Source organism: Lysobacter sp. Root916 (genome assembly GCF_001429785.1).
In the GTDB taxonomy this organism is placed as follows: Bacteria; Pseudomonadota; Gammaproteobacteria; order Xanthomonadales; family Xanthomonadaceae; genus Lysobacter.
Genome location: NZ_LMJF01000012.1, coordinates 205,900 through 231,946, shown reverse-complemented (window position 1 = coordinate 231,946; position 26,047 = coordinate 205,900). Strand labels below are relative to the sequence as shown.

General features: G+C 68.3%; 20 protein-coding genes. 6 read left to right on the top strand and 14 right to left on the bottom strand.

What is annotated here, in order from left to right; genetic code table 11:
- Positions 1–21: 21 nt before the first annotated feature.
- From ASE35_RS10650 to coaE, 5 genes are all read left to right on the top strand, one after another.
- On the top strand, positions 22–1,959 hold the full coding sequence (locus ASE35_RS10650; RefSeq protein ID WP_157489407.1) for a hypothetical protein: 1,938 nt from the start codon (positions 22–24) through the stop codon (positions 1,957–1,959).
- Between the two features lie 148 nt (positions 1,960–2,107).
- Positions 2,108–3,835, top strand: coding sequence for a type IV-A pilus assembly ATPase PilB (gene pilB, locus ASE35_RS10645; protein WP_057163813.1), 1,728 nt, complete (start codon positions 2,108–2,110; stop codon positions 3,833–3,835).
- 3 nt (positions 3,836–3,838) lie between these two features.
- Positions 3,839–5,095, top strand: coding sequence for a type II secretion system F family protein (locus ASE35_RS10640; protein ID WP_057163812.1), 1,257 nt, complete (start codon positions 3,839–3,841; stop codon positions 5,093–5,095).
- Between the two features lie 40 nt (positions 5,096–5,135).
- A complete protein-coding gene (locus ASE35_RS10635; protein ID WP_056179202.1) occupies positions 5,136–5,999 on the top strand; it encodes an A24 family peptidase in 864 nt (287 codons plus the stop codon).
- Positions 6,000–6,004: 5 nt separating this feature from the next.
- A complete protein-coding gene (gene coaE, locus ASE35_RS10630) occupies positions 6,005–6,616 on the top strand; it encodes a dephospho-CoA kinase (protein WP_057163811.1) in 612 nt (203 codons plus the stop codon).
- 216 nt (positions 6,617–6,832) lie between these two features.
- On the opposite strand, the gene ASE35_RS10625 is transcribed toward coaE, so the two are convergent.
- The 3 genes from ASE35_RS10625 to ASE35_RS10615 form a co-directional block, all read right to left on the bottom strand.
- Complete coding sequence (locus ASE35_RS10625; RefSeq protein WP_057164014.1) at positions 6,833–7,810, bottom strand: Nudix family hydrolase; 978 nt, start codon at positions 7,808–7,810, stop codon at positions 6,833–6,835.
- Between the two features lie 109 nt (positions 7,811–7,919).
- Positions 7,920–10,640: a preprotein translocase subunit SecA gene (gene secA / locus ASE35_RS10620; RefSeq protein WP_057160509.1), complete on the bottom strand. Its 2,721-nt coding sequence runs from the start codon at positions 10,638–10,640 to the stop codon at positions 7,920–7,922.
- 311 nt (positions 10,641–10,951) lie between these two features.
- Positions 10,952–11,863, bottom strand: coding sequence for a M23 family metallopeptidase (locus tag ASE35_RS10615; RefSeq protein WP_056179193.1), 912 nt, complete (start codon positions 11,861–11,863; stop codon positions 10,952–10,954).
- A 7-nt stretch (positions 11,864–11,870) separates the two neighbouring features.
- Between ASE35_RS10615 and ASE35_RS20735 the strand changes: the two genes are divergently transcribed.
- Positions 11,871–12,320: a DUF721 domain-containing protein gene (locus tag ASE35_RS20735; RefSeq protein WP_082576486.1), complete on the top strand. Its 450-nt coding sequence runs from the start codon at positions 11,871–11,873 to the stop codon at positions 12,318–12,320.
- Between the two features lie 231 nt (positions 12,321–12,551).
- Here ASE35_RS20735 and lpxC read toward each other — a convergent pair whose 3' ends face one another.
- The 11 genes from lpxC to ASE35_RS10560 form a co-directional block, all read right to left on the bottom strand.
- Entirely contained in the window at positions 12,552–13,460 is a 909-nt protein-coding gene (gene lpxC / locus ASE35_RS10610; protein ID WP_057163810.1) for a UDP-3-O-acyl-N-acetylglucosamine deacetylase, read from the bottom strand.
- 386 nt (positions 13,461–13,846) lie between these two features.
- Positions 13,847–15,070: a cell division protein FtsZ gene (gene ftsZ, locus ASE35_RS10605; protein ID WP_056179188.1), complete on the bottom strand. Its 1,224-nt coding sequence runs from the start codon at positions 15,068–15,070 to the stop codon at positions 13,847–13,849.
- Positions 15,071–15,260: 190 nt separating this feature from the next.
- Positions 15,261–16,499 (bottom strand): cell division protein FtsA, encoded by a 1,239-nt coding sequence (gene ftsA / locus ASE35_RS10600; protein WP_056179184.1) that lies wholly within the window; start codon positions 16,497–16,499, stop codon positions 15,261–15,263.
- Positions 16,496–17,251 carry a cell division protein FtsQ/DivIB gene (locus ASE35_RS10595; protein ID WP_057163809.1) on the bottom strand — a complete coding sequence of 252 codons (756 nt, stop codon included), beginning with the start codon at positions 17,249–17,251 and terminating at the stop codon, positions 16,496–16,498. Before ASE35_RS10595 ends, ftsA begins: the two co-directional genes overlap by 4 nt.
- Complete coding sequence (locus ASE35_RS10590) at positions 17,248–18,243, bottom strand: D-alanine--D-alanine ligase (RefSeq protein ID WP_057163808.1); 996 nt, start codon at positions 18,241–18,243, stop codon at positions 17,248–17,250. Before ASE35_RS10590 ends, ASE35_RS10595 begins: the two co-directional genes overlap by 4 nt.
- Positions 18,240–19,673 (bottom strand): UDP-N-acetylmuramate--L-alanine ligase, encoded by a 1,434-nt coding sequence (gene murC / locus ASE35_RS10585; RefSeq protein ID WP_056179962.1) that lies wholly within the window; start codon positions 19,671–19,673, stop codon positions 18,240–18,242. The genes ASE35_RS10590 and murC overlap by 4 nt, the downstream gene beginning before the upstream one ends.
- 8 nt (positions 19,674–19,681) lie before the next feature.
- Positions 19,682–20,797, bottom strand: a complete 1,116-nt coding sequence (gene murG / locus ASE35_RS10580) for an undecaprenyldiphospho-muramoylpentapeptide beta-N-acetylglucosaminyltransferase (protein ID WP_057163807.1) — start codon at positions 20,795–20,797, stop codon at positions 19,682–19,684.
- The gene (ftsW, locus tag ASE35_RS10575) at positions 20,794–22,095 is read right to left on the bottom strand and encodes a putative lipid II flippase FtsW (protein ID WP_056179173.1); all 1,302 of its coding nucleotides are present in this window, start codon (positions 22,093–22,095) and stop codon (positions 20,794–20,796) included. The genes murG and ftsW overlap by 4 nt, the downstream gene beginning before the upstream one ends.
- Positions 22,095–23,180, bottom strand: a complete 1,086-nt coding sequence (gene mraY / locus ASE35_RS10570) for a phospho-N-acetylmuramoyl-pentapeptide-transferase (RefSeq protein ID WP_056179171.1) — start codon at positions 23,178–23,180, stop codon at positions 22,095–22,097. The genes ftsW and mraY overlap by 1 nt, the downstream gene beginning before the upstream one ends.
- Positions 23,170–24,576, bottom strand: a complete 1,407-nt coding sequence (murF, locus tag ASE35_RS10565; protein ID WP_057163806.1) for a UDP-N-acetylmuramoyl-tripeptide--D-alanyl-D-alanine ligase — start codon at positions 24,574–24,576, stop codon at positions 23,170–23,172. Before murF ends, mraY begins: the two co-directional genes overlap by 11 nt.
- On the bottom strand, positions 24,573–26,030 hold the full coding sequence (locus ASE35_RS10560) for a UDP-N-acetylmuramoyl-L-alanyl-D-glutamate--2,6-diaminopimelate ligase (RefSeq protein ID WP_057164013.1): 1,458 nt from the start codon (positions 26,028–26,030) through the stop codon (positions 24,573–24,575). The genes murF and ASE35_RS10560 overlap by 4 nt, the downstream gene beginning before the upstream one ends.
- Between the last annotated feature and the right edge of the window lie 17 nt (positions 26,031–26,047).

Below are 26,047 nucleotides of genomic sequence, written 5' to 3'. Positions count from 1 at the left end.
CCTCCAACTCATAGGCTCCGAATGTCGTCTTGGCTTGAACTACTGAAGCGCGACGCGCGCGGTATCGGCGCACGCTGGGACGCGGCGCGATGGTGGCTGTGCTGTATGGCGGCGGTGACGCTGGCGGTGTACTGGGCCGGCTTGGACGGCCCCTTCCTGTTCGACGATCCCGCCAATCTGTCAGTGTTCCGCGATTGGTACCACGGCCGGGTCGACTGGCGTTTCGCGGTGTTCGGGCGCAACGATCTGCTGTCCGCCAGACCGGTATCGATGGCCAGTTTTCTGCTCACGGTCGGTATCGGCGGCCCTGGCCCCATGCCTTACAAGCTGGGCAATGTGTTGATTCACCTGGCCTGCGGCCTGTTGGCTTTCCGAGTCCTGCAGCGCGCGCTGTCCGAGGATGCTGCATTGGCGGCGCGCGCCCGGCTGCTGGCGGCGATCGCGGTCGCTTTGTGGTGGCTGCACCCGATCCAGGTCAGCACGGTGCTGTATTCGGTCCAACGCATGGCGCAACTGGCCGCGCTGTTCGCGCTAGGGTCCGTTCTGGTCTATTGGGTCGGACGGGCGCGACTGGCCAACGGCCGAGCACGCTCGGCGACCCTGCTGCTATTCGTTGCATTTCCGGTGTCGCTCGTCTGCGGCGTGCTGAGCAAACAAAGCGCGGCGATCGCGCCGCTGCTGTGCCTGGTTCTGGAACTGGCCTACTTCCGTGGCCCTCGACCGCGCGCCGTGAAGTGCTTCTTCGCCCTGTTCCTGGCCCTTCCGATGGCCGCCGCCTCGCTGGCCCTGCTCTGGTCGCCCGAACTCCTGACCCGCGGTTACGCGGATTGGGACTTCAGCCTCGGGCAGCGCCTGCTCACCCAGGCGCGCGCGCTAACAAGCTATCTGGGGAGTTTGCTATGGCCGAGGGCCGAACAGATGAGCTTGTTCGGCGATGACTTCGCCCTATCGACCGGCCTGCTCTCGGCGCCTTCGCCACTGCCCGCGCTGCTTGCCCTCGCGACCATCAGCGGCGTGGTATTCGCGCTCCGTCGACGCGCCCCCAGCCTGTTCGCAGGCTGGTTCTGGTTCCTGGCCGCGCACACCGTGGAGTCCAGCGTGCTGCCGCTGGAGATGTACTACGAGCATCGCAACTACCTGCCGTCGCTGGGCTTGGGCCTGGCCCTGATTGGCGTGCTGGCGTTGCTGCCGAAACGCGCGTCGATGGGCTTGCGACCGCTGCCTTTGACCCTGGCTGCGGCCGGACTGTGCGCCTTGCTGGCCACCTCCACCTGGGGCCGTGTTCAAACTTGGCGTAGCAAACAGGGGATCGTGTCGAATGCCTTGCTGCACCACCCGGACTCGCTACGCGCGCGCCAGACCCAGGCCTTTATCGACGTCAGTGCCGATCGGATCGATGCGGCGCTCGCGCAGATGGCGCAGATGGCCGACGGCCCGATACCACGTCGGCGCCTGTTGGCTCGAATCGATTCGGTGTCCATCGCCTGCCTGGGCGAACGCGACCCCGACCCGGCTTTGCTCAAACGCGCCTTGGCCGACGCCCAACCGCAAATCACCCTGGATGAAGTCCTGGTAGCCGATCTGCTGGCTCAAGCCACCAGTGTCGGCCGTTGCCCGCGGATCACCTCCGAGCGGACCATCGACACGATCCTGAGCCTGCTGGCCGCCGCCTCGAAGCAGCCGGACACCGCCGAACCCAAGCGCCAGATGCGCCTGATCGCGTCCCTGCTGCTTGCGCGCGCGCAGCGCTGGCCGGAGGCGCAACAGCAGGCCGAGCGCGCCTGGGCCGCGCAAGCGCCCCTGGAGACCGCCGACATCCTGGTCCGCGCTTATCTGGCCAACGGCGATCGCGACGCGGCCGAGCGGACCTGGCGCGAGTTGCAGGCCAGGGTCCGGCCCTATGATCGTGCCGGTCAGCACCTGCTGGGCGAGCTCCGAGGCCTGATCGAGCAGCATTGAACCGTCGCCCGCAATGGCTGTCCTACCATTCCAGACGCCTACGTTAATGGCCAAAATCGAGCCCTGACTAGCAAAAAGGCGACATCTGTCCGCTCGCGTGACCCATGGATTGGGGTAAAGTCGGACCGGGGAAAAACCGAGGACTGCGATGTCTAGCGTCGCTACCGCCAACTTGGTGGGGATCACCGGCATTGCCCGGCGTCTGGTGCTGGACGGCGCCCTGGAAGAGACCGCGGCCCGCGAGGCCATGGCCACGGCCAGCAGCGAACGCAAGCCGATCGCGACCTACCTGTCGGAAAAGCGCCTGGTCTCGGCCGGGCAGCTGGCCGCCGCCAACTCGATCGAGTTCGGCGTGCCGCTGTTCGACGCCTCCACCCTCGACGCCTCGCAATCGGCGATCAAGCTGGTCAGCGAAGAACTGGTCCGCAAGCACAGCGTGCTGCCGCTGTTCAAACGCGGCAACAAGCTGTTCGTGGGCCTGGCCGATCCGACCAACACCCGCGCCCTGGACGAGATCAAGTTCCAGACCAACCTGGTGATCGAGGCCATCCTGGTCGACGAAGACACGATCCGGCGTAGCCTGGATCAGTGGCTGGAGTCGGCCGACGCGCTAGGCGACGGCGTCAACGAAGAAGGCCTGGAGACCCTCGACGTCGGCGGCGGCGACGACGATCTGACCGCGGCCGGCGACAGCGGCGTCGATGCCAAGGGCGATGACACCCCGGTGGTGAAGTTCGTCAACAAGGTGCTGGTGGACGCGATCCGCCGCGGCGCCTCGGACATCCACTTCGAGCCCTACGAAACCGATTATCGGGTGCGCCTGCGCATCGACGGCCTGCTCAAGCAGGTCGCCAAGGTGCCGGTCAAGCTCAGCCCGCGTATCGCCGCGCGCCTGAAGGTCATGGCGCAGTTGGACATCGCCGAGAAGCGCGTGCCGCAGGACGGCCGCATCAAGCTCAACCTGTCCAAGACCAAGCAGATCGACTTCCGCGTCAGCACCCTGCCGACCCTGTTCGGCGAGAAGATCGTGCTGCGTATCCTCGACGGCAGCGCCGCGCGCCTGGGCGTGGACAAGCTCGGCTACGAGGAAGACCAGAAGGAGCTGTTCGTCGGCGCCGTGGTCAAGCCCTACGGCATGGTCCTGGTCACCGGTCCGACCGGCTCCGGCAAGACGGTGTCGCTGTACACCGCGCTGAATATCCTCAACGACGACATGCGCAACATCTCCACGGTCGAGGACCCGGTCGAAATCCGCGTGCCGGGCATCAACCAGGTGCAGATGAACGTGAAGCGCGGCATGACCTTCGCCGCCGCGCTGCGCAGCTTTCTGCGCCAGGATCCGGACGTGATCATGGTCGGCGAAATCCGCGACCTCGAAACCGCCGAAATCGCGATCAAGGCCGCCCAGACCGGCCACATGGTGCTGTCCACCCTGCACACCAACGACGCGCCGCAGACCATCGCGCGTCTGATGAACATGGGCGTGGCGCCGTACAACATCACTTCCTCGGTGACCCTGGTCATCGCCCAGCGTCTGGCCCGGCGCCTGCACGACTGCAAGCGCGAGGTTCATCTGCCCGAACACGCGCTGCTGGCCGAGGGCTTCACCCACGACGAGATCGTCGGCGGACTGAAGATCTACGAAGCCGCCGGTTGCCCGGACTGCACCGAGGGGTACAAGGGACGTACCGGCATCTACCAGGTCATGCCCATGACCGAACAGATCCAGGCCATCGTGCTGGAAGGCGGCAACGCGATGCAGATCGCGGCCGCCGCACTGAAGTCCGGCGTCCGCGACCTGCGCCAATCGGCGTTAATGAAGGTCAGGAACGGCGTCACCAGCCTCTCCGAAATCAACCGCGTTACCAAGGACTAAACCATGTCCGCGACCCGCACCGCGACCAAGCAGCCGACCCCCGTCCGGCGCCCTAATCCGCTCGAGATCTTTGTCTGGGAAGGCAAGGACAAGCGCGGCGTCGTCATGAAGGGCGAGCAGTCGGCGAAGAACGCCAACATGCTGCGCGCCGAACTGCGCCGTCAGGGCATCACGCCCGGCACGGTCAAGCCCAAGGGCAAGCCGTTCCTGGGAGGCGCGGGCAAGCGCATCACGCCGCGCGATATCGCCATCTTCAGCCGCCAGATCGCGACCATGATGAAATCGGGCGTGCCGATCGTGACCTCGCTGGAGATCATGGCCGGCGGCCAGAAGAATCAGAAAATGAAGACGCTGATCAACTCGATCCGCGCCGACCTGGAAGGCGGTTCCTCGATGCACGAGGCGCTGAGCAAGCATCCGGTCCAGTTCGACGAGCTCTACCGCAACCTGGTCAAGGCCGGCGAATCGGCGGGTGTGCTGGAAACGGTGCTCGACACCGTCGCCAGCTACAAGGAGAACATCGAAAGCCTGAAGGGCAAGATCAAGAAGGCGCTGTTCTACCCGGCCACGGTAGTCGCAGTGGCGATCCTGGTCAGCGCGATCCTGCTGATCTTCGTGGTCCCGCAGTTCCAGAAGACCTTCGAGAGCTTCGGTGCCGAGCTGCCGGCGTTCACCCTGATGATCATCGGCGCCAGCGACTTCATGATCAAATACTGGTGGGCGGTGCTGTTTATCGTGGTCGGCACCATCGTCGGCTTCATCATGGCCAAGAACCGGTCGCCGGCGTTCGCTCACTTCCTCGACCGCATGATGCTGAAGATTCCGGTGGTCGGGCAGATCCTGCACAACTCGGCGATCGCACGTTTCGCGCGCACCCTGGCGGTGACCTTCAAGGCCGGCGTGCCGCTGGTGGAGGCCCTGGACACCGTCGCCGGCGCCACCGGCAACGTAGTCTACGAATCGGCCGTGCGCCGCATCCGCGACGATGTCTCGGTGGGTTATCAGCTCAACATGTCGATGAAGCAGGTCAACCTGTTTCCGCACATGGTCATCCAGATGACCGCGATCGGCGAAGAGGCCGGCGCCCTCGACACCATGCTGTTCAAGGTCGCGGAGTTCTACGAGGAAGAGGTCAACAACGCGGTCGACGCTCTGTCCAGCCTGCTCGAACCGCTGATCATGGTGGTATTGGGCGTCGTGGTCGGCAGCATGGTCATCGGCATGTACCTGCCGATCTTCAAGCTCGCCGCGACGATCTGACCGCTACGTGCCGATGACCATCTAGGGTTATTCTTCACGCATGGCATTCCTGGATCAGAACCCCGGCCTCGGGTTTCCGCTCGCGGCCGGCTTCGGGCTGTTGGTCGGCAGTTTTCTCAACGTGGTCATCCTGCGCCTGCCCAAGCGGCTGGAATGGGAGTGGAAGCGCGACGCCCGCGAGATCCTCGAGCTGCCGGAGATCTACGACCCGCCGCCGCCCGGCATCGTGGTCGAGCGCTCGCATTGCCCGCACTGCAAGCATCAGCTGAGCTGGTACGAGAACATCCCGGTCTTCAGCTACCTGTTCCTGCGCGGACGCTGCCGCAGCTGCAAGACCCCGATCTCGCCGCAGTACCCGCTGGTCGAACTGGTGACCATGCTGGCCGTGCTGGCCTGCGTGTGGCGCTTCGGCTTCGGCTGGCAAGGCTTCGGCGCGATCGTGTTCAGCACCTACCTGATCGCCCTGTCCGGCATCGACTTCCGCACCAAGTTGCTGCCCGATCAGCTCACCCTGCCGCTGATGTGGCTGGGCTTGATCGCCAGTTCCGACAATCTGTACTTCACCACCAAGCCGGCCCTGCTCGGCGCGATCGCCGGTTATCTGAGCCTGTGGTCGGTGTGGTGGGTGTTCAAACAGCTGACCGGCAAGGAAGGCATGGGCCACGGCGACTTCAAGCTGCTGGCCGCGATCGGCGCCTGGGTCGGGCTCAAGGGCATCCTGCCGACCATCCTGCTGTCCTCGCTGGTCGGCGCCATCATCGGCTCGATCTGGCTGACCGCGCGCGGGCGCGACAAGGCCACCCCGATACCGTTCGGGCCCTATCTCGCGATCGCCGGCTGGATCGTGTTCTTCTGGGGCGAGCAACTGGTCGGCGCGTACATGCGCTACGCCGGGCTGCGCTGACCGCCATGGCCGCGTTCTGCGTCGGCGTGACCGGCGGCGTGGCTTCGGGCAAGAGTGAAGTGACGCGGCGTTTCGAAGCGCTGGGCGTGACCGTGGCCGACGCCGATCTGGCCGCGCGCGCGGCGGTCGAGGCCGGCTCCGCAGGGCTGGCCGAGGTCGTGGCCGCGTTCGGTGCGGAGGTGTTGGACGCGCAGGGCGGCCTGGATCGCGCGGCGATGCGCCGACGCGTGTTCGCCGATCCCGACGCGCGCCGGCGCCTGGAAGCCATCGTCCATCCACGCGTGCGCGCCCTGCTGCGCGCGCAATGCGAACAGGCGCCCGGCGCCTATGCAATCGCCGCTATCCCGCTGCTGGCCGAGGGCGGCGGCCGCGAAGCCTATCCCTGGCTGCAGCGCATCCTGCTGGTCGACGTACCGGTCGCGGTCCAGCGCGCGCGCGTGATGGCGCGCGACCGGGTCGAGGCCGAACTGGCCGAACGCATGATCGCGGCCCAGTCCACGCGCGCGGCGCGACTGGCGATCGCCGACGACGTGATCGTCAACGACGGGCCACTGGAGGCGCTGGACCGCCACGTGGCGGCCCTGGACCGGCGCTACCGGGCCTTGGCCGCGGGCTGAGCCCGTACACCGGGCACTGCTTTGTGTGGGAGCGACGTAAGCCGCGACCGCTTTGTTGCGCCCAACATGTCAGCGCGCGAATCGCGGCTTACGCCACTCCCACAGGCGCCGGAATCCTGCCGAGGCCGGCCCCGGCCTAGGCCACGAATCGCGGCTCGTGAATCAAGCCGCGCCCGTGCCCACTCTCAGACGGCAGGCTAGTGCCGCCGATGTTCCTCAAGCCGCCGCCTCGGCGATCGCATCGGGCCACAGGCCGCGGATCGCGGCCACGCCCTGGGCGCCGTGCGCGCGTGCGGTGGCGATGTCGTCCGGCGCCAGCCCGCCGATCGCATAGATCGGCAGGGACACCGCCTCGCGCAGAGCCGCGAAACCGTCCCAGCCGATTCCGGCCGCGCCGGGATGGGTGGGCGTGGCGCGGATCGCGCCGACCACGGCGAAATCGCAGCCTAGCGCCTGGGCGCGGCGCAGCTCCTCGGCATCGTGGCAGGACGCGGCCAGCGGCAGCTCCGCCGGTAGCGGGCGCCGTGCGTACTCGCGCAGTTGCGCGGCGCGCAGGTGCAGGCCCGCCGACAAGGCCAGGGCCAGCTCGGCATCGCCGTTGATCAGGACCTCGGCGCCCGCCGTACGGCAGCGCGTCACCGCGGCCGCGGCCAGCGCGCGCCAGCGCGCGGGTCCGGTGCCGGGCGCGCGCAGTTGCACTCGGGTCGCACCGGCCGCGAGCGCGCGCTCCAGCGCGGCCAGCCAACGCGCATCGTCGTCGGCGCCGGGCGCGGGCGTAACCAGATAGCGATCGGGTTGCAGCAGAGCCGCGACCACCGGACGGTCGGCCGGCGGCATCTCGTAGCGGGCCAGCTTGGCCGGCGGCACCCAGACCAGGGCCTGGCCCTCGCGACCGCGCACGCTGCCGCGCCAGTGCTTGAGCTCGCGCACATCCAGGCGCAGGCGCTTGTCGGGATAGGCCTGCGGCACGTCGATCAGGGCCGCGCCGACCTCGCAGTCGATGCCCAGCTCTTCGTGCAGTTCGCGCTGCAGCGCGGCCTCGGGCGATTCGCCAGGCTCGCGCTTGCCGCCCGGGAATTCCCATAGGCCTGCCAGGTCGCGGCCTTCGGTGCGGCGGGTGAGCAGGATGCGGCCGCGCGCGTCGCGGATCACGCCGGCCACCACTTCCACGACCCGAGATTCGGGATTTGGGATCGGGGATTCGGCAGGCCCGCCTTCTACGCCGCATGCAGCGGCTGGACCTGGGGACGGATCGGCCTTGGCCTTTCCAATCCCGACTGCCGAATCCCTAATCCCGGCCTTGTTAGGCCAACTGCCCATGGCAGTGCTTGTACTTCTTGCCGCTACCGCAGGGGCAGGGATCGTTGCGACCGACGTTGGCGAACGCCTCCTCGGACACTTCCGCGGCCTCCTCGTCGGCGCCGAAACCGCCGGCGCTGGCATGCTGGAACTGCATCTGCCGGGCCTGGGCCTCGGCCTGCGCGCGTTCCTGCGCTTCCATCGCCGCGATCTCTTCCTCGTTACGGATGCGCACGCGCGACAGCAGCGTGACCACCTCGCGCTTGACCTTTTCCAGCATGTCCGAGAACAGCTCGAAGGCTTCCTTCTTGTACTCCTGCTTCGGCTGCTTCTGGGCGTAACCGCGCAGATGGATGCCCTGGCGCAGGTAGTCCATGCGCGCCAGATGCTCCTTCCAGTTCTGATCGAGCACGTTGAGCATGATGTGCTTCTCCAGCATGCGCATGGTCTCGGCGCCAAGCTGGATTTCGCGATCGACGAAGTGCTGGTTGACCGCCTCGACCACGCGCGCGGCGACGCCGTCGGCGTCGAGCTCGTCGTGGCCGCGGGCGAAATCGACCATGTCCACCTGCACGCCGAACTCCTCGGCGATGCCGGCTTCCAGGCCCGGCAGGTCCCACTGCTCGTCGACCGAATTCGGCGGCACGTAGCGCGCGACCAGGTCGGCGACCACATCCTCGCGGATGCCGTCGACGTTGTCCTGCACGCTCTCGGCTTCCAGCAGTTCGTCGCGCTGGCCGTAGATCACCTTGCGCTGATCGTTGTTGACGTCGTCGAAGTCGAGCAGGTTCTTGCGGATGTCGAAGTTGTGGGCCTCGACCTTGCGCTGCGCGTTGGCGATCTGCTTGGTCACCAGCGGGCTTTCGATGATGTCGTCTTCCTTCAGGCCCATGCGCGCCATCACGCGCTGCACCCAGTCGGCGGCGAAGATGCGCATCAGGTTGTCTTCGAGCGACAGGTAGAAGCGCGAGGAGCCCGGATCGCCCTGGCGACCGGCGCGGCCGCGCAGCTGGTTGTCGATACGACGCGACTCGTGGCGCTCGGTGCCGACGATGTGCAGTCCGCCGGACGCCTTGACCGCGTCGTGGCGACGCTGCCACTCGCCCTTCAGGCGCGCGTGGGTGACTTCGTCGACCGCCTGACCTTCGTTCTGCGCCGCCAGTTCCGCCAGTTCGCTCTCCAGCGAACCGCCGAGCACGATGTCGGTACCGCGGCCGGCCATGTTGGTGGCGATGGTGATCGCGCCGGGGCGGCCAGCCTGGGCGACGATGTTGGCTTCGCGCTCGTGCTGCTTGGCGTTGAGCACTTCGTGCGGCACGCCGGCTTCGCGCAGCTGCTGGCTGAGCATTTCCGAGACTTCGATCGAGGTCGTACCGACCAGGACCGGCTGGCCGCGGCCGTGCGCGTCCTTGATCTCGTTGAGCACGGCGCGGTATTTGCCGGCGCGATTGAGGAACACCTGATCGGGATGGTCCTTGCGCACCATCGTCCGATGGGTCGGGATCACGATCACTTCCAGGCCGTAGATGCTCTGGAACTCGTAAGCCTCGGTGTCCGCCGTACCGGTCATGCCGGCCAGCTTCTTGTACATGCGGAACAGGTTCTGGAAGGTGATCGACGCCAGCGTCTGGTTCTCGCGCTGGACCGGCACGCCCTCCTTCGCCTCGACCGCCTGGTGCAGGCCGTCCGACCAGCGACGGCCGGCCAGCGTGCGGCCGGTGAATTCGTCGACGATCACCACTTCGCCATCGCGCACGATGTAATCGACGTCGCGCTGGTAGATCGCATGCGCGCGCAGCGCCGCGTTGAGATGGTGCACGACGCTGAGGTTGTTGGCGCCGTACAGGCTGTCTTCGTCGCCCTGCAGGATGCCGGCGCGGCGCAGCAGGTCCTCGGCGTGTTCCTGGCCGGACTCGGACAGATGCACCTGCTTGCCCTTCTCGTCGACCCAGTAATCGCCCTCGCCGTCTTCCTTCTCCTGGCGGATCAGCGACGGCACGATGCGGTTGACCTTGATGTACAGCTCCGGCGACTCGTCGGCCGGGCCGGAGATGATCAGCGGCGTGCGCGCCTCGTCGATCAGGATCGAGTCGACCTCGTCGACGATCGCGTAATGCAGGCCGCGCTGGAAGCGGTCTTCCTTCGACAGCGCCATGTTGTCGCGCAGGTAGTCGAAGCCGAATTCGTTGTTGGTGCCGTATGTGATGTCGGCGGCGTAGGCGGCGTGCTTGTCGCCGTGCGCCATGCCCGGGTAGACCACGTCGACGCTCAGGCCCAGCCAGTTGTACAGACGGCCCATCCAGGCCGAGTCGCGGCGCGCCAGGTAGTCGTTGACGGTGACCACATGCACGCCTTTGCCCTCGAGCGCGTTGAGGTAGACCGGCAGCGTGCCGACCAGGGTCTTGCCCTCGCCGGTGCGCATCTCGGCGATCTTGCCCAGGTGCAGGACCATGCCGCCGATCAGCTGCACGTCGTAATGACGCATGCCGAGCACGCGCCTGGACGCCTCGCGGCAGACCGCGAACGCCTCCGGCAGCAGCTTGTCCAGGGTCTCGCCGGCGGCGATGCGCTGCTGGAATTCGGGAGTCTTGGCCTGCAGCTCGCTGTCGGAGAGCTTTTCCATCTCCGGTTCGAGCGCGTTGATCTTGACGACGGAGCGTTGCAGTTGGCGCAGCAGGCGATCGTTGCGGCTGCCGAAAACGCGGGTAAGCAGGCTGTTGAGCATGAACGGGTCCGTGAAGCGGAACAGGAATCCGGGGGCGGAACGCGTTAAGAACGCTTAACCGCCGGCGAGTTCCCGATTGAGGAAGGTCCAGAGACGGAATCGGAGCGCGTGGCGCCCCGATCGCATCGAGCCTGGTCTTAAGCCAACGCTCATTCTAGCTTGGGCCGCGCCCCGGCGCTTGCAAGGGGCCACGGCGGCCGACGACGGGCCCCGCATTCATGCGGGCCGGGGCCCGAAAACGCGAACGGCGCCCGAGGGCGCCGTAGCGGTGTGGCCAGGCGCCGAGGGGGCGCGCTGGCGTCTTTAAGGCCTCAGCCGCGCAACGGCGACTGCTGGTTCAAGAACTTGACCGGGTTCACGACCCGGCCGTTCTCCCAGACCTCGAAGTGCACGTGGGCGCCGGTGGAGCGGCCGGTGGAGCCGGCCTTGGCCACTTCCTGGCCCGCGCGCACCAGCTCGCCGACCTTGAGCAGCAGGCGCGAGTTGTGCGCGTAGCGGGTCACGTAGCCGTTGCCGTGATCGACCTCGACCACGTTGCCGTAGCCCGAACGCACGCCGGAATAGCTGACCACGCCGTCGGCCACGGCCAGCACCGGATCGCCGACGTCGGCTTCGAAGTCGATGCCCTTGTGGAAGGCGCTACCGCCGTTGAAGGGATCGGCGCGACCGCCGAAGCCCGACGTGATATAGCTGTTGGCGATCGGCGCGCGCGACGGTACGGCGTTCATGTCGAGCTGGCGATTGAACAGCAGCGACTCCAGCACCGACAGCTGCTCGCCGGAGGCCTTGAACTGGCCGTCCAGCTTGGCCATACCCACCGATAACTCGGCCTTGGGCATGTCCCGGACCGGGCCGGCGCCACCTTGGCCGACCGGCTTGTTGAAGTCGAACTCGCCGTCCTGCAGCTGACCGATACGGGTCAGGCGCTCGCCGAGCGCGTTGAGGCGGTTGGCCTCGGCCTGCAGCTCGCCCATGCGGGCGGCCAGGGCGTTGATCTCGCGCTGGGCGTCGCGGCGGGTGGCGTCGATCTGGGCCTGCTGGTCGCGCACCTGGGCGCGCAGCATGGCGTTGTCGGCGATGCCGGCGCCGGCACCCAGCGCCACGCCGGTGCCCAGCAGCAGGGCTACCGCGACCGCGGGGCGACGTCCGCCGAAGTGGCCTACGTGCTGGAAGAACGATCCCAGCTGCGCCCGCGATTTGTTTACGATGGTTTGATAGGTCATTTGTTCTATGTCTGATTCCAAGTCCAAACCACCAACGCGCCCCCCCTCGACCCCTCGCGACGCGCTGGAAGCGCTGCTCGCGGAGCCGGCGGGGAACCCGATCCGTCGAGCGCTCTGGCTGGACGGTCTGGACCGACGGTTACGCCCCCTCTTGCCGCCTTCGCTGGCCGCGCACGCGCGACTGGCTAACTTCGAGAACGGCAAGCTCGTATTTGTCGTCGATGCTCCGGTGTGGCGGGCCAAGCTGCGGCTCGCGGCTCCGGAACTACTCGACGCGGCCCGTTCCGTCGGGCTGGATGCAGCTGAACTGATCGTCAAAACGACAGCACCGGCGGCTGCGCCTGTGCAACCGGCCAGGAAAGCCTTACCCATGTCGGCGTACGCGCAAAAAGCGTTGGCGGACGCCCTGGCATCGCTCAAAGAACCCGATCCATCGGGTTCGGATGACGCCGCCTGACCACCGTTCGACGGCTGGCACGGTCTGTGCCGCCGCCGGCTATGAGGCCGGGTCGGGGCATGCTAACGGCCTAAACCCTTGAATTTGTTAAGAGCGCACTAAAGAAACGGAAAAAATCCGTTAAAATTTAGTTAAAGCGTCACCGGACGTTCACGTCTGTGATCCGTCGCACGTTGGGGTCATGCTTTGTGCGCCCTCTGTTCCCGGGCTGTGCCGGGTCGGGCGCGAGGCTCAGGCCGTGACCGGCTCGCCGTAGGCCACCGGCGGCGCGTCGACGTCGGTGTAGGTGACTTCTTCCCAGGCCGAACGCTCGGCCAGCAGGGCGCGCACCAGCTGATTGTTGAGCGCGTGGCCGGACTTGTAGCCCTCGTAGGCGCCGATGATCGGGTGCCCGGCCAGGTACAGGTCGCCGACCGCGTCGAGGATCTTGTGGCGCACGAATTCGTCGGCGTAGCGCAGGCCGTCGTCGTTGAGCACGCGGAACTCGTCCAGCACGATCGCGTTGTCCATCGAGCCGCCCAGGCCGAGGTTGCGCTCGCGCATGTACTCCAGATCGCGCATGAAGCCGAAGGTGCGGGCGCGGCTGACCTCGCGGATGTAGTTCTCGGTGGAGAACTCCACTTCCGCGCGCGACTGCGAGGCCGGGATCGCCGGATGGTCGAACACCACCGTGAAGCCCAGGCGGAAGCCGTCGTAGGGTTCGAAGCGCGCGACCTTGTCGCCGTGGCGGACCTCGACCAGGCGCTTGATGCGGATGAAGCGCTTGGGCGCCTCCTGCTCGGCGATGCCCGCCGACTGCAGCAAGAACACGAAGGGGCCGGCCGAGCCGTCCATGATCGGCACTTCGGCCGCGGACAGTTCGATGAAGATGTTGTCGATGCCCAGGCCGGCCAGGGCCGACAACAGGTGTTCGACGGTCATGACCTTGCCGGCGCCCTGGGTCAGGCCGGTGCACAGCACGGTCTCGGTGACCAGTTGGGCGGCCGCGGGGATCTCCACCACCGGATCCAGATCGACGCGCCGGAACACGATGCCGCTATCCACCGGGGCCGGGCGCAGGGTGAGAAAGACCTTCTCGCCGCTGTGCAGGCCCACGCCGGTGGCGCGGATCACGTTCTTGAGAGTGCGCTGACGCAACATGGTTCGGAGAGGATCTGCCTGGGCTGCTGGGGAACGGCGGCCGGTCGTGGATTCTGGTCTTGCGGCCGACTCCATCACTATCGGGACGGGGTCGAAACCGCGCAAGGGTAGCACGCAGGACCCTGAACCTGAACGGAAAGGACGCAATGTCCCACCCGAGTTCCTATACCGGAGCCTCGCACGGAGAAACCGACCGGTCGACCCGCCTAGGGACGGGTCGACCGGTCCAAACGCCGTGCGCCGAAGCGTGCGGCGGAGTGTTGCCCCCCGGGCCAGGGGACGAGTCCGGCCCGGGGATGTACAGCAGGAGCGAGCCCGGAGAAGTGAGAAGTGAGCGAAAACCGCTCTTACTCGCTCCTCACTCCTCTACGCTCACTCCTCGCCTTTCAGTCCGCCTGCCGGCGCAGGAACGCCGGGATGTCCAGGTAGCTGCTGTCGTTGCCGAAGTCGGCCACGGCCGGGGCCGAGGTCTCGACCGGACGCGAGCCGCCGCGCAGGCTGCCGCCGAAGCTGGGCATCGGCGAGGACGGCATTTCGTCCATGGCCGAGAACTCCGGCTGGCCGGTGGTCGCATTGCGCACCAGCTGGATCGGGGCACGCTGCGATTCGCGCTCGTAGCCCTGGCCGCGCACCGACTGCTTGGCGGCGACGCGGTTGAGGCCGGTGGCGACCACGGTGACCTTGACCTCGTCCTGCATGTCCGGATCGAGCACGGTGCCGATGACCACGGTCGCATCCTCGGAGGCGAAGCCCTCGATGGTGCGGCCGACCTCGTCGAACTCGGCCATGGTGAAGTCCGGACCGGCGGTGATGTTGACCAGGATGCCGTTGGCGCCGGACAGGTTGACGTCGTCCAGCAGCGGGTTCTGGATCGCCGATTCGGCCGCGGCCTGGGCGCGATCGTCGCCGCGCGCCGAGCCGGTGCCCATCATCGCCAGGCCCATCTCGCTCATCACCGTGCGCACGTCGGCGAAGTCGACGTTGATCAGGCCCGGACGCACGATCAGGTCGGCGATGCCCTGCACGGCGCCCAGCAGGACGTCGTTGGCGGCGCGGAAGGCCTGGATCATGGTGGCGTTGCGGCCGAGCACGGTGATCAGCTTCTCGTTCGGGATCGTGATCAGCGAGTCGCAGTGGTGCGACAGCTCCTCGATGCCCTTGAGCGCGACCTGCATGCGGCGGCGGCCTTCGAACGGGAACGGCTTGGTGACCACGGCGACGGTCAGGATGCCCATCTCCTTGGCCAGCTGCGCCACCACCGGCGCGGCGCCGGTGCCGGTGCCGCCGCCCATGCCGGCGGTGATGAAGACCATGTCGGCGCCGGTCAGCGCGTCCATGATGCGTTCGCGATCCTCCAGCGCGGCCTGACGGCCGACCTCCGGATTCGCGCCCGCGCCCAGGCCCTTGGTGACGTTGCTGCCCAGCTGCAGCTGCAGCTTGGCGCCGCAGTTCTTGATCGCCTGGGCGTCGGTGTTGGCGGTGATGAATTCCACGCCGTCGACGTTGCCGCTGACCATGTGCGCCACGGCGTTGCCGCCGCCGCCGCCCACGCCGACGACCTTGATGACCGCGTTCGGGGCCATTTTTTCAACCAATTCGAAATGTGCCATGTCCTCGTCCTCTTATAAGTGCCGGGATTGGGGATTGGGGATTGGGGATTCGCAGAAGCGGGCCCCTCGCCTTTCGTCCTCACCACCGACGTTTTTGGTGCACTGCCGTTTTTGGAACGTGTTGCAAATCCTTCGCTCGCCGTCTTCTCGCCCGCCGCTCTAACCAATTCCGAATCTCGAATCCCGGCCGTCAAAACTCGCCGCGGTACCAGTTCTTGATCTTGTTGAAGAAGCTGCCGGCGCGACCGGTCGGAATCACCGAGCTGCGCCGCGGGTGTTCGATCTGGCTGCCCATCAGCAACAGGCCGACGCCGGTGGCGTGGACCGGGTTGCCGACCACCTCGCCCAAGCCGGTCACGTGCTGCGGGATGCCCACGCGCACCGGCATTTGCAGCATTTCCTCGGCCAGTTCGACCACGCCTTCCATCTTCGCGGCGCCGCCGGTCAGTACCATGCCCGCGCGCACGTGCTGTTCGAAACCCGAACGGCGCAGCTCGGCCTGGATCATTTCGAAGATCTCCTCGTAGCGCGCCTGCACCGCCTGCGCCAGCGAGTGGCGCGGCATGCGCCGCGGCGGCCGGTCGCCGACGCTGGGCACCTGGATCGACTCCTCGGCGGTCGCCATCTGCGCCAGCGCGCAGGCGTAGCGGACCTTGATCTGCTCGGCCTCGGGCGTGGGCGTGCGCAGCATGTGGGCGATGTCCTCGGTGACCTTGTCGCCGGCGATCGCCAGGCTGGCGCTGTGCGCGATCGCGCCCTGCACGAACACCGCGATGTCGGTGGTGCCGGCGCCGATGTCGACCAGGACCACGCCCAGTTCGCGCTCGTCGCTGGTCAGCACCGCGGTGCTGGACGCGAGCACGCTCAGCACCAGGTCGTCGACCTGCAGACCGCAGCGCTGCACGCACTTGCTGATGTTGGCCGCGGCCGACTGCGCGCACACCACCAGGTGGGCGTGCACTTCCAGGCGCACGCCGCTCATGCCGACCGGGTTGCGTATGCCTTCCTGCGAATCGTCCAGTACGTAATCGCGCGGGATCGCATGCAGGATCTTCTGGTCGGCCGGGATCGCGACCGCCTTGGCCGCCTCCAGCACGCGGTCGAGATCGCCGTAGGTGACCTCGCCGTCGCGGATCGGGGCGATGCCCTGCGAATTGCGGCACTGCACGTGATTGCCGGAGATCGAGGCGTAGACCGAGCGGATTTCGCAGCCGGCCATCAACTCGGCTTCCTCGATCGCGCGCTGGATCGACTGCACCGTCGACTCGATATCGACCACCACGCCGCGCTTGAGGCCGCGCGATTCGTGCGATCCGATGCCGATGACCTCGATCGGGTTGCCGGGCGAATACTCGCCCACCAGCGCGACCACCTTCGAGGTGCCGATGTCGAGGCCGACGATCAGCGATTTGTCGCCTTTGCGATTCATGACTTTTCCTGCTGCTGTTGCGTTGCGGCCGAAGGCGCCGTGACCGGCGCCCACGACAGCGCGAAACCATTGGTGTAGCGAAGGTCGGCGCGGGCCAGGATCTGCACCCGTTGCGCCAGCAAGCGCGGCATCAGCCGCACGAAGCGCGATAGCCGCGCGCGCGCCTGATCGCGTCCGACCACGACTTCGGTACCGCCCGGAGCGGCGCCGTTGACCAGGCCGAGGGTGCAACTGCCGCGCTGGTCGATCTCGACCCGCTGCACCTCCATTCCGATCGGCGCGAACATCGCGCGCGACTCGTTGTACAAAGCCACCACCTCGGCCACCCGCGCTTCCGGCCCGGCGAACTGCGGCAGGCCCTTGGGCACCTGGATGCCCTTGGACGGGAACAGCCGGCCCTGCTCGGACAGCAGGCGGTCGTCGCCCCAGCGCGCGAACGGCCGGTGCTCGGCCACGCTCACTTCCAGCACGTCCGGCCAGCGCTTGCGCACCTCGGCATGCTCGACCCACGGCAGCTTGGCCACCGCGGCCTGCGCCGAGGCCAGATCGACCGCGAAGAAGCCGCGCTGCGCGTAAGGCAACAGCGTGCGTCGCAACAGCGCCTCGTCGACGCGATCGAACTGCCCGGTCACGCGCAGCTTGCGCAAGGGCCACTGGCCCGCGCCGATCCAGCCGTTGAGCACGGCGACCACCGGCAGCGCGACCAGCGCCAGCGCGAGCAGCCAACCGATGAGGCGCAGCATGGCGTTCACGCCGTGGCACCTCCTTGCACCGTCGCCTCGAGCACGCGCCAGCACAGCTCGTCGTACTCGATCCCGAGCTGACGCGCCGCCTTGGGCACCAGCGAATGGCTGGTCATGCCCGGCGCGGTGTTGACCTCGATCAGATACAGCTGGCCGCTGACGCGGTCGCGCATCACGTCGACCCGGCCCCAGCCCTTGCAGCCGGCGGCGACGAAGGCGCGCATCGCGATGCGGCGGATCTCGTCCTCGACCTCGCCTTCCAGGCCCGGACACAGGTATTGGGTGTCGTCGGCGATGTACTTGGCGTGGTAGTCGTACCAGGGGCCCTTGGGCACGATCCGGATCGACGGCAGCGCGGTGTAGCCGTCGCCATCGATCAGCACCGCGACGGTGAGCTCGTCGCCGATCACCATCTGCTCCATCAGCATCTCGCCGGGGTAGCGCGCGGCCAGGGCCACGGCCTCGTCGATGTCGGCATCGGCCAGCACCCGCGAGACGCCGACGCTGGAGCCTTCGCTGGACGGTTTGATGATCACCGGCAGGCCGATCTCGCGCGCCGCCGCATGCACGTCCTCGCCCTTGGCGATGCGCTTGTAGCGCGGGGTCGGCAGGCCTTCGGCCATCCACACCTGCTTGGTGCGGATCTTGTCCATCGCCAGCGCCGAGCCGAGCACGTCCGAGCCGGTGTAAGGCACGCCCAGCGCTTCCAGCACGCCCTGCAGCACGCCGTCTTCGCCGCCGCCCTTGTTGCCGTGCAGGATGTTGAAGACCCTATCGACACGCTTGGTGGGGTCGACGCGGCCGGCCTGGATCGCCTCGATCAGCGCGGGGATGCCGTCGATCGCGAACGCGTCGACGCCGCGCGAGCGCAGCGCCTCGAGCACGCCGCGGCCGGAATCCAGCGACACCTCGCGCTCGGCGCTGGTGCCGCCCATGAGCACGGCGACCCGTCCGAACACGGCCGGATCGGTGACGCGGAGCGGTGCGAACTGCGAACTCACTTGGATTCTCCCTGAAAACCTTGGCTGGCGATCTGCTGGGCGGCATGGCCGATGTCGCCGGCCCCCATCATCAGCAGCAGGTCGCCGTCGTTGAGGACGTCGGGCAGCACCGCGGCCAGCTCGGCCGCGCCGCCGACCACGACCGGATCGATGCGGCCGCGCGCGCGGATCGCGCGCGCCAGCGACTTGGCGTCGGCGCCGGCGATCGGCGCTTCGCCGGCCGGATAGATCTCGGTCAGCACCAGCGCGTCGACGCTGGACAGCACCGCGGCGAATTCGTCGAACAGATCGCGGGTGCGGCTGTAGCGGTGCGGCTGGAACGCCACCACCAGGCGCTTGTCCGGCCAGCCGCCGCGCGCGGCGGCGAACACGGCCTCCAATTCCTTGGGGTGATGGCCGTAGTCGTCGACCAGCTGCACGTTCGCGCCCTTGGCGGTGCGCAGTTGCGCGAGCAGGTTGAAGCGACGGCCGATGCCGGCGAAGTTCTGCAGCGCGCGCGCGATCGCATCGGGCTGCACGCCCAACTGCCAGCCCACCGCGGCCGCGGCCAACGCGTTCTGCACGTTGTGACGGCCCGGCAGCGCCAGGGTCACCGCGGTGCGGGTGGCGTCCGGCAGGCACAGGGTGAAGCGCATGTTCGGGCCGTGCTGCTCGACGTCCTCGGCGCGCACGTCGGCGGCCTCGTCGAAGCCGTAGGTCATGACGTGGCGCGGGGTTTCCGCGGCCAGCGCGGCGACTTTGGGGTCGTCGATGCACAACACCGCCAGGCCGTAGAACGGCAGGCGGTGCAGGAATTCCTCGAACGCGGCCAGGACCTTGGCGAAATCGCCGCCGTAGTTCTCCAGGTGGTCGGCGTCGATATTGGTGACGATCGCGATCTGCGGGTTCAGGCGCAGGAAACTGCCGTCGCTCTCGTCGGCCTCGGCCACCAGCCACTGGCCGCCGCCCAGGCGCGCGTTGGCGCCGGCGGCGAGCAGCTGACCGCCGATCACGAACGTGGGATCGATGCCGCCCTCGCCCAGCACGCTGGCGGCCAGCGAGGTGGTGGTGGTCTTGCCGTGGGTGCCGGCGACCGCGATGCCGCGGCGGAAGCGCATCAGTTCGGCCAGCATCTCCGCGCGCGGCACGATCGGAATGCGCTGCGCGCGCGCTTCCATCAGCTCCGGGTTGTCGCGCTTGATCGCGCTGGACACCACCACGCAGTCGCTGCCCAGCACGTTGGCGGCGGCGTGGCCGCGATGCACGGCGATGCCCAACGAAGCCAGGCGACGGGTCACCGCGTTGTCGGCCATGTCCGAGCCGGACACCTGATAGCCCAGCGTGCACATGACCTCGGCGATGCCGCTCATGCCGGTGCCGCCGATGCCGACGAAATGCACGCGCGGGAAGGCCTTGGCGAGATCGCCCGTGTGCTGCAGCCGGCGGCGCAGGGCCGTACTCATGCCGGCTTCCTCATGTTCGATTGCTCCAGGACGATGTCCGCGACGCGTTCGGCCGCGTCGGGTTTGGCCAGCGCGCGCGCGGCCAGCGCCATCTGCAACAAGCCCTCGCGCTCGCCGAGAATTTCGATCGTGGCCGAGATGCGTTCGGCCAGGTCGGTGCTTTGCGGCAGCAGTTGGGCTGCGCCGCGGTCGACCAGAAACTGCGCGTTCTTGGTCTGGTGGTCGTCGACCGCCTGCGGGAACGGCACCAGCACGCTGCCCACGCCGGCCGCGCACAGCTCGGCCAGGGTCAGCGCGCCGGAGCGGCAGATCACCAGGTCTGCCCAGGCGTAGGCCGCGGCCATGTCGGCGATGAAGGGCTCGACCGATGCGGCCACGCCGGCCTCGGCATAGGCGCGCACCGCATCCTCGCGCAGCTTCTCGCCGCACTGGTGGCGCACTTCATAGCTCAGGCGCCCGCGCAGGCCGGCGATCGCCTTGGGCACCGCGGCATTGAGCGCGCGCGCGCCCTGGCTGCCGCCCAGCACCAGCAAACGCAGCGGACCGCTGCGGCCGGCATAGCGTTCGGCCGGCGGCGCCAGCGCGGCGATCTCGGCGCGCACCGGGTTGCCGACGACCTCTTCCTTGCCGTTGGCGAAGGTGTCCGGGAAGCCGGTCAGCACCTGCCGCGCGAACTTGGCGAGCACGCGATTGGTCAGGCCCGGCGCGCGGTTCTGCTCGTGCACGATCAGCGGAATGCCGGCCAGGCGCGCGGCGATGCCGCCCGGCCCGGCCGCGTAACCGCCGAAGCTGATCACCGCGCGCGGTTGGCGCTGGCGCAGCACCTGCGCGGCCGCGCGCACCGCGCCCACGACCTTGAACGGCGCCGCCAGCAGCGCGGCCACGCCCTTGCCGCGGATGCCGCGCACCGCGATGGTGTCGATCGCGATGCCGTGCTGCGGCACCAGACGCGTTTCCATGCCGCCGTCGGCACCCAGCCACAGCACCGGAGTGCCGCGCGCGATCAACGCGCGCGCGACCGCCAGGCCCGGGAAGATATGCCCACCAGTGCCGCCGGCGAGGATCATCACCGGATGCAGGTCGGAATCAGTGGCGGCCTTGCTCAGGCTCATGCCGTCCTCCCCAGGCTGGGCTCGATGCGCTGGCGCAGGCGGCTGGTGCCGCGCACCGGATCGGCGGCGACGCCGGCCGGCAACGGATTCGCGGTCGCCGGCACGCCGGCCGAGGGCTGGGTGGCCTCGGTGCGCAGGCGCGCGACCTGGCGCTGGGCGCGGTCGAGTTCGTAGGACACGCGCAACAGCACGCCCAATGCGGCGCAGGTCATGATCACGCTGGAACCGCCGGAGGAGATCATCGGCAGGGTCAGGCCCTTGGTCGGCAGCAGGCCCAGGTTCACGCCGATCGAGACGAAACTCTGCAGACCGATCCACAAGGCGATGCCGAAGGCGACGTAGCCGGAGAAATGGCGGCGCATCTCCACGCACTTCAGGCCGATCCACAACGCGCGCCCGGTCAGCAGCGCGTACATGCCGACGACGGTGCACACGCCGGCGAAACCGAACTCCTCGGCGATCACCGCCAGGATGAAGTCGGTGTGCGCCTCGGGCAGGTAGGACAGCTTCTGCACCGACGCACCCAGGCCCACGCCCAGCCATTCGCCGCGGCCGACCGCCATCAAGGCGTTGGTGAGCTGGTAGCCGGTCTTGAACGGGTCCGACCAGGGATCGAGGAACGAGGTCAGTCGGCTCACGCGGTAGGGTTCGGCGATCGCGACGATCGCCAGCACCGGCAGGCCGATCAGGACCGGGCCGAACATGCGCGGCATGTTCACGCCGCCCAGCACCAGCATGCCGGCGGTGATCGCCAGGATCAGCGAGGAGGAGCCGAAGTCGGGCTGCAGCAGCAGCAGCGCCACCAGCACCACCGCCACGCCGATCGGCTTCAGCATCGCCATCCAGGTCGCCGAGATGTCTTCGCTGAAGCGCTTGAGGTAGCTGGCCAGCCACAGGATGTAGAGCAGCTTGACCGCTTCCACCGCCTGGAAATTCGACACGCCCAGGTTCAACCAGCGACGCGCGCCGTTGACGCTCTTGCCGATGCCGGGCACGAACACCGCCAGCAGTAGCACCAGACACACCAGCAGCAGCACCTGGTTGTACTGCTCCAGGGTCTTGAGCTCGGTGCGCATCAGCCACACCGCCGCCACCAGGCCCACGGCCAGGAAGATCGCGTGCTTGACCAGGAAATAGAACGGTCCGACGTCGAGCCCGTCGGCGATGCCGATCGAGGCCGAGCCGACCATGACCAGACCGGCGCAGGCCAGCGCGCACGACACCGCCAACAGCCACGGGTCGTAACGTCCGTGGATGGCGTCCAGTCGTGTTGCCTGGCGTGCGGCGGTGTCGTTCATCAGCGCACCTTCAAGGTCGCCAGGCCGACGAGGACCAGCACCACCGAAATGATCCAGAAGCGCACGATCACGCGCGGCTCGGGCCAGCCCTTGAGCTCGAAATGGTGGTGGATGGGCGCCATCCGGAACACGCGCTTGCCGGTGAGCTTGAACGAGGCGACCTGGATCATCACCGACAGGGTTTCGATCACGAACACGCCGCCCATGACCACCAGCACCAGTTCCTGGCGCACGATCACCGCGACCGTGCCCAGCACCGCGCCCAGCGCCAGCGCGCCGATGTCGCCCATGAACACCATCGCCGGATAGGTGTTGAACCACAAAAAGCCCAATCCCGCGCCGGCGATGGCCGCGCAGATGATCACCAGCTCGCCCGCCCCCGGCACCTGCGGAATCTGCAGATAGTTGGAGAACACCGCATTGCCCGAGGCGTAGGCGAACACGCCCAGCGCGCAGGCCACCAGCACGGTCGGCATGATCGCCAGGCCGTCCAGGCCGTCGGTCAGGTTGACCGCGTTGGAGAAACCGACGATCCAGAAATAGGCGATCGCGATGAAGGTCACGCCCACCAGCGGCAGCGCGATCGACTTCAGCATCGGGATATAGAAGGTGGTCGCGGCCGGGGCGTCGGCGGTGTAGTACAGGAAGATGCCCGCGGCCAGGCCGAAGATCGACTGCAGCAGATACTTCCAGCGCGACTTCAACCCGTTCGGATCGCGGTGCACGATCTTGATCCAGTCGTCGTACCAGCCGATCGCGCCGAACGCCAGCATCACCGCCAGCACCAGCCAGACGTAGCGGTTGCGCAGGTCGCCCCACAGCAGCACCGAGGCCAGCACGGTCATGATGATCAACGCGCCGCCCATGGTCGGCGTACCGGCCTTGGAGAAATGCGTTTGCGGGCCGTCCTTGCGGATCGGCTGGCCGCCCTTGTACTGGGCGAGCTTGCGGATCACCGCAGGCCCCCACCACAGCGACAGTCCGAGCGCGGTCAGCGCGCTGAGGATGCCGCGGAAGGTCAGATAGCCGAACAGGCCGAACAGGCTCTGCAGTTGTTCCAGCCAGCGCGTCAGTTCAAGCAGCATGCGTCGGTTCCTCCCCGTTCGGCGACGCGTCGCTGGCCAGCAGCGCTGTCACGATTCGATCCATCGCGCTACCGCGCGAACCTTTCACCAGCGCGCGCACACCCTCGCGCAGCTCCGCCGCGAGCGCCTGTGCCAGCGCCTCGTGGCTGTCGTAATGCGTGGCGCCCTTGCCGAACGCGCGCGCCGCTTCGGCGCTGAGCGCGCCCAGCGCGAACAGGCGCTTGAGCCCGGCGCCCTTGGCGCGACGGCCGGCCTCGGCGTGCATCGCCGCGCCGTCCGCCCCGAGTTCGCGCATGTCGCCCAGCACCAGCCAGCCCTCGCCCGCGCGGCCGTGCGCGGTGGCGTCGGCGAGCGTGTCGATGGCCGCCGCGACCGAGCCCGGATTGGCGTTGTAGCTGTCGTCGATCAGCACCGCGCCATTGCGCAGGCGGTGGGTGACCAGACGCCCGGACACCGGACGCGCGGCGTTGAGGCCGGCCGCGATGATGTCCAGCGCCACCCCGGCGCCCAGCGCCAGCGAGGCCGCGGCGAGCGCATTGCGCACGTTGTGGCGGCCCGGAATGGCCAGCGCGATCGCGGCCTCGCCCTGCGGCGCGGTCAGCACGAACTGCGAGCCCTCCTCGCCCAGGCGAATGTCGCGCGCGCTCACGTCGGCACTGGCATCCAGGCCGAAGCGGATCAGGCGGCGGCCGTGCGCGCGCTCGGCGAAATACGGCGCGAACGCGTCGTCGGCGTTGATCACCGCCACGCCGTCCGGCGGCAGCGAGTCGTAGACGGCGGCCTTGGTATCGGCGATCGCGAGCAGGCTGCCCATGCGCTCCAGATGCGCGGGCGCGATGTTGTTGACCAGGGCCACGCGCGCGGGCGCGATCGCGGTCAGGTAGGCGATATCGCCTGGCGCGCCGGTGCCCATCTCATAGACCGCGTACTGCGCGTCTTCGGGCGCGGCCAACACCGCCAGCGGCATGCCGATCTCGTTGTTGCGGTTGCCGGGCGTGGCGTAGGCGCGGCCCGCGCGTTCCAGGATCGCGATGGTCAGGTTCTTGACGCTGGTCTTGCCGCTGCTGCCGGTGATCGCCAGAGTGATCGTGGCGTTGCGCTCGCGCTGCACGGCGGTGGCGAAGGCGGCCAGCGCGCGCTCGGTGTCGGCGACGACCACCTGCGGCAGCGCGCTGTCGATCTGGCGCGACACCAGCGCGCCGGCCACACCGGCGGCGGCCGCGGCGGCGACGTGGTCGTGGCCGTCGAAACGCTCGCCCTTGAGCGCGACGAACAGCGCATCGCGCGCCTCGGCCAGGGCGCGGGTGTCGGTGACCACGGACGCGACCGAGGCATCCTCGCCGTGCAGGCGACCGCCGGTCATGCGTGCGATCTCGGACAGGCGCAGCGACTTCATGCTCGCGCCTCCAGCGCCGCGCGCGCGACGTCGGTGTCGTCGAAGGCGTGCTTCACACCGTCGATTTCCTGATAGGGCTCGTGGCCCTTGCCGGCCACCAGCACGATGTCGTCGGCGCCGGCATCGGCGATCGCGCGGGCGATCGCGGCGGCGCGGTCGCGCAGCACGATCGCGCGTTCGGGATGGGCGAAGCCGGCGACGATGTCGGCGACGATGGCGTCGCCGTTCTCGCCGCGCGGGTTGTCGTCGGTGACCACGACCGTGTCCGCGCGCGCCTCGGCGATCGCGGCCATCTGCGGGCGCTTGCCGCGGTCGCGTTCGCCGCCGCAGCCGAATACGCAGATCAGGCGCGCGCGCGCGTGACCGCGCAGCGAGCTCAGGGCCTGATCCAGCGCGTCGGGCGTGTGCGCGTAGTCGATCACCACCAGCGGGCGGCCGTCGCCGCCGAGGCGGTTCATGCGGCCGTGGATCGGCTGCAGCTGCGACAGCGTCGCGGCGATCTGCGCGGGCGCATCGCCCAGCGCGTACAGTGCGCCCGCGACCGCCAGCAGGTTGTCGACATTGAAACGGCCCAGCAGTGGCGAGGCCACCGCGTGCACCTGGCCGTCGACCACCAGGTCGAAGCCGATGCCGCGGTTGTCCAGGCTCAGGCGCTCGGCGCGCAGGTCGGCGCCGTCGGCGCCGCGCGAGCTCAGGCCGATCGCACGCACGCTCGCGGACAGTCCCGCGTGCAGCGTGCGCCCGAACTCGTCGTCCAGGTTGATCGCGCCCGCCTTCAGACCCGGCCACGCGAACAGCCGCGCCTTGGCCGCGCCGTAGCTGGCCATATCGCCGTGGTAGTCGAGGTGGTCGCGGGTGAGATTGGTGAACACGCCGACATCGAAATGCACGCCGTCGACGCGACCCTGATCGAGCGCGTGCGAGCTGACTTCCATCGCCACCGCCTGGGCGCCGGCATCGTGCATGTCGGCCAGCAGCTCGTGCAGCTGCAGCACCAGCGGAGTGGTGAAGCCGGTCGGCACGATCTGGCCGTAAAGCCCGGCGCCGAGCGTGCCGATGGTGCCGCAACGCAGGCCGCGCAGATTCCAGGCCTGCGCCAGCAACTGCACGGTCGAAGTTTTGCCGTTGGTGCCGGTCACCCCGACCATGCTCATCGCGGCGCTGGCGCGGCCATGGAATTGGTCGCCCATCTCGCCCAGGCGCGCGCGCAAGCCCGGCACGGCGATGGCGTCGTCGGGCGCCGGCAGGTCTTGCGGCGCGGGCGGCTCGAACAGGATCGCGCTGGCGCCGGCGGCACGCGCCTGGGCGACGAACTTAAGCCCGTGCGCGCCGAAGCCGGCGATCGCGACGAAGGCATCGCCCGCGCGCACCGCGCGGCTGTCCAGGGTGAGCCCGGTGATGCTCAGGCCGGCCGGCACCGCCGCCACGTCGGGCAGCAGTTCGGTCAGCGGCATGGCGCGGCGCGCGGCGT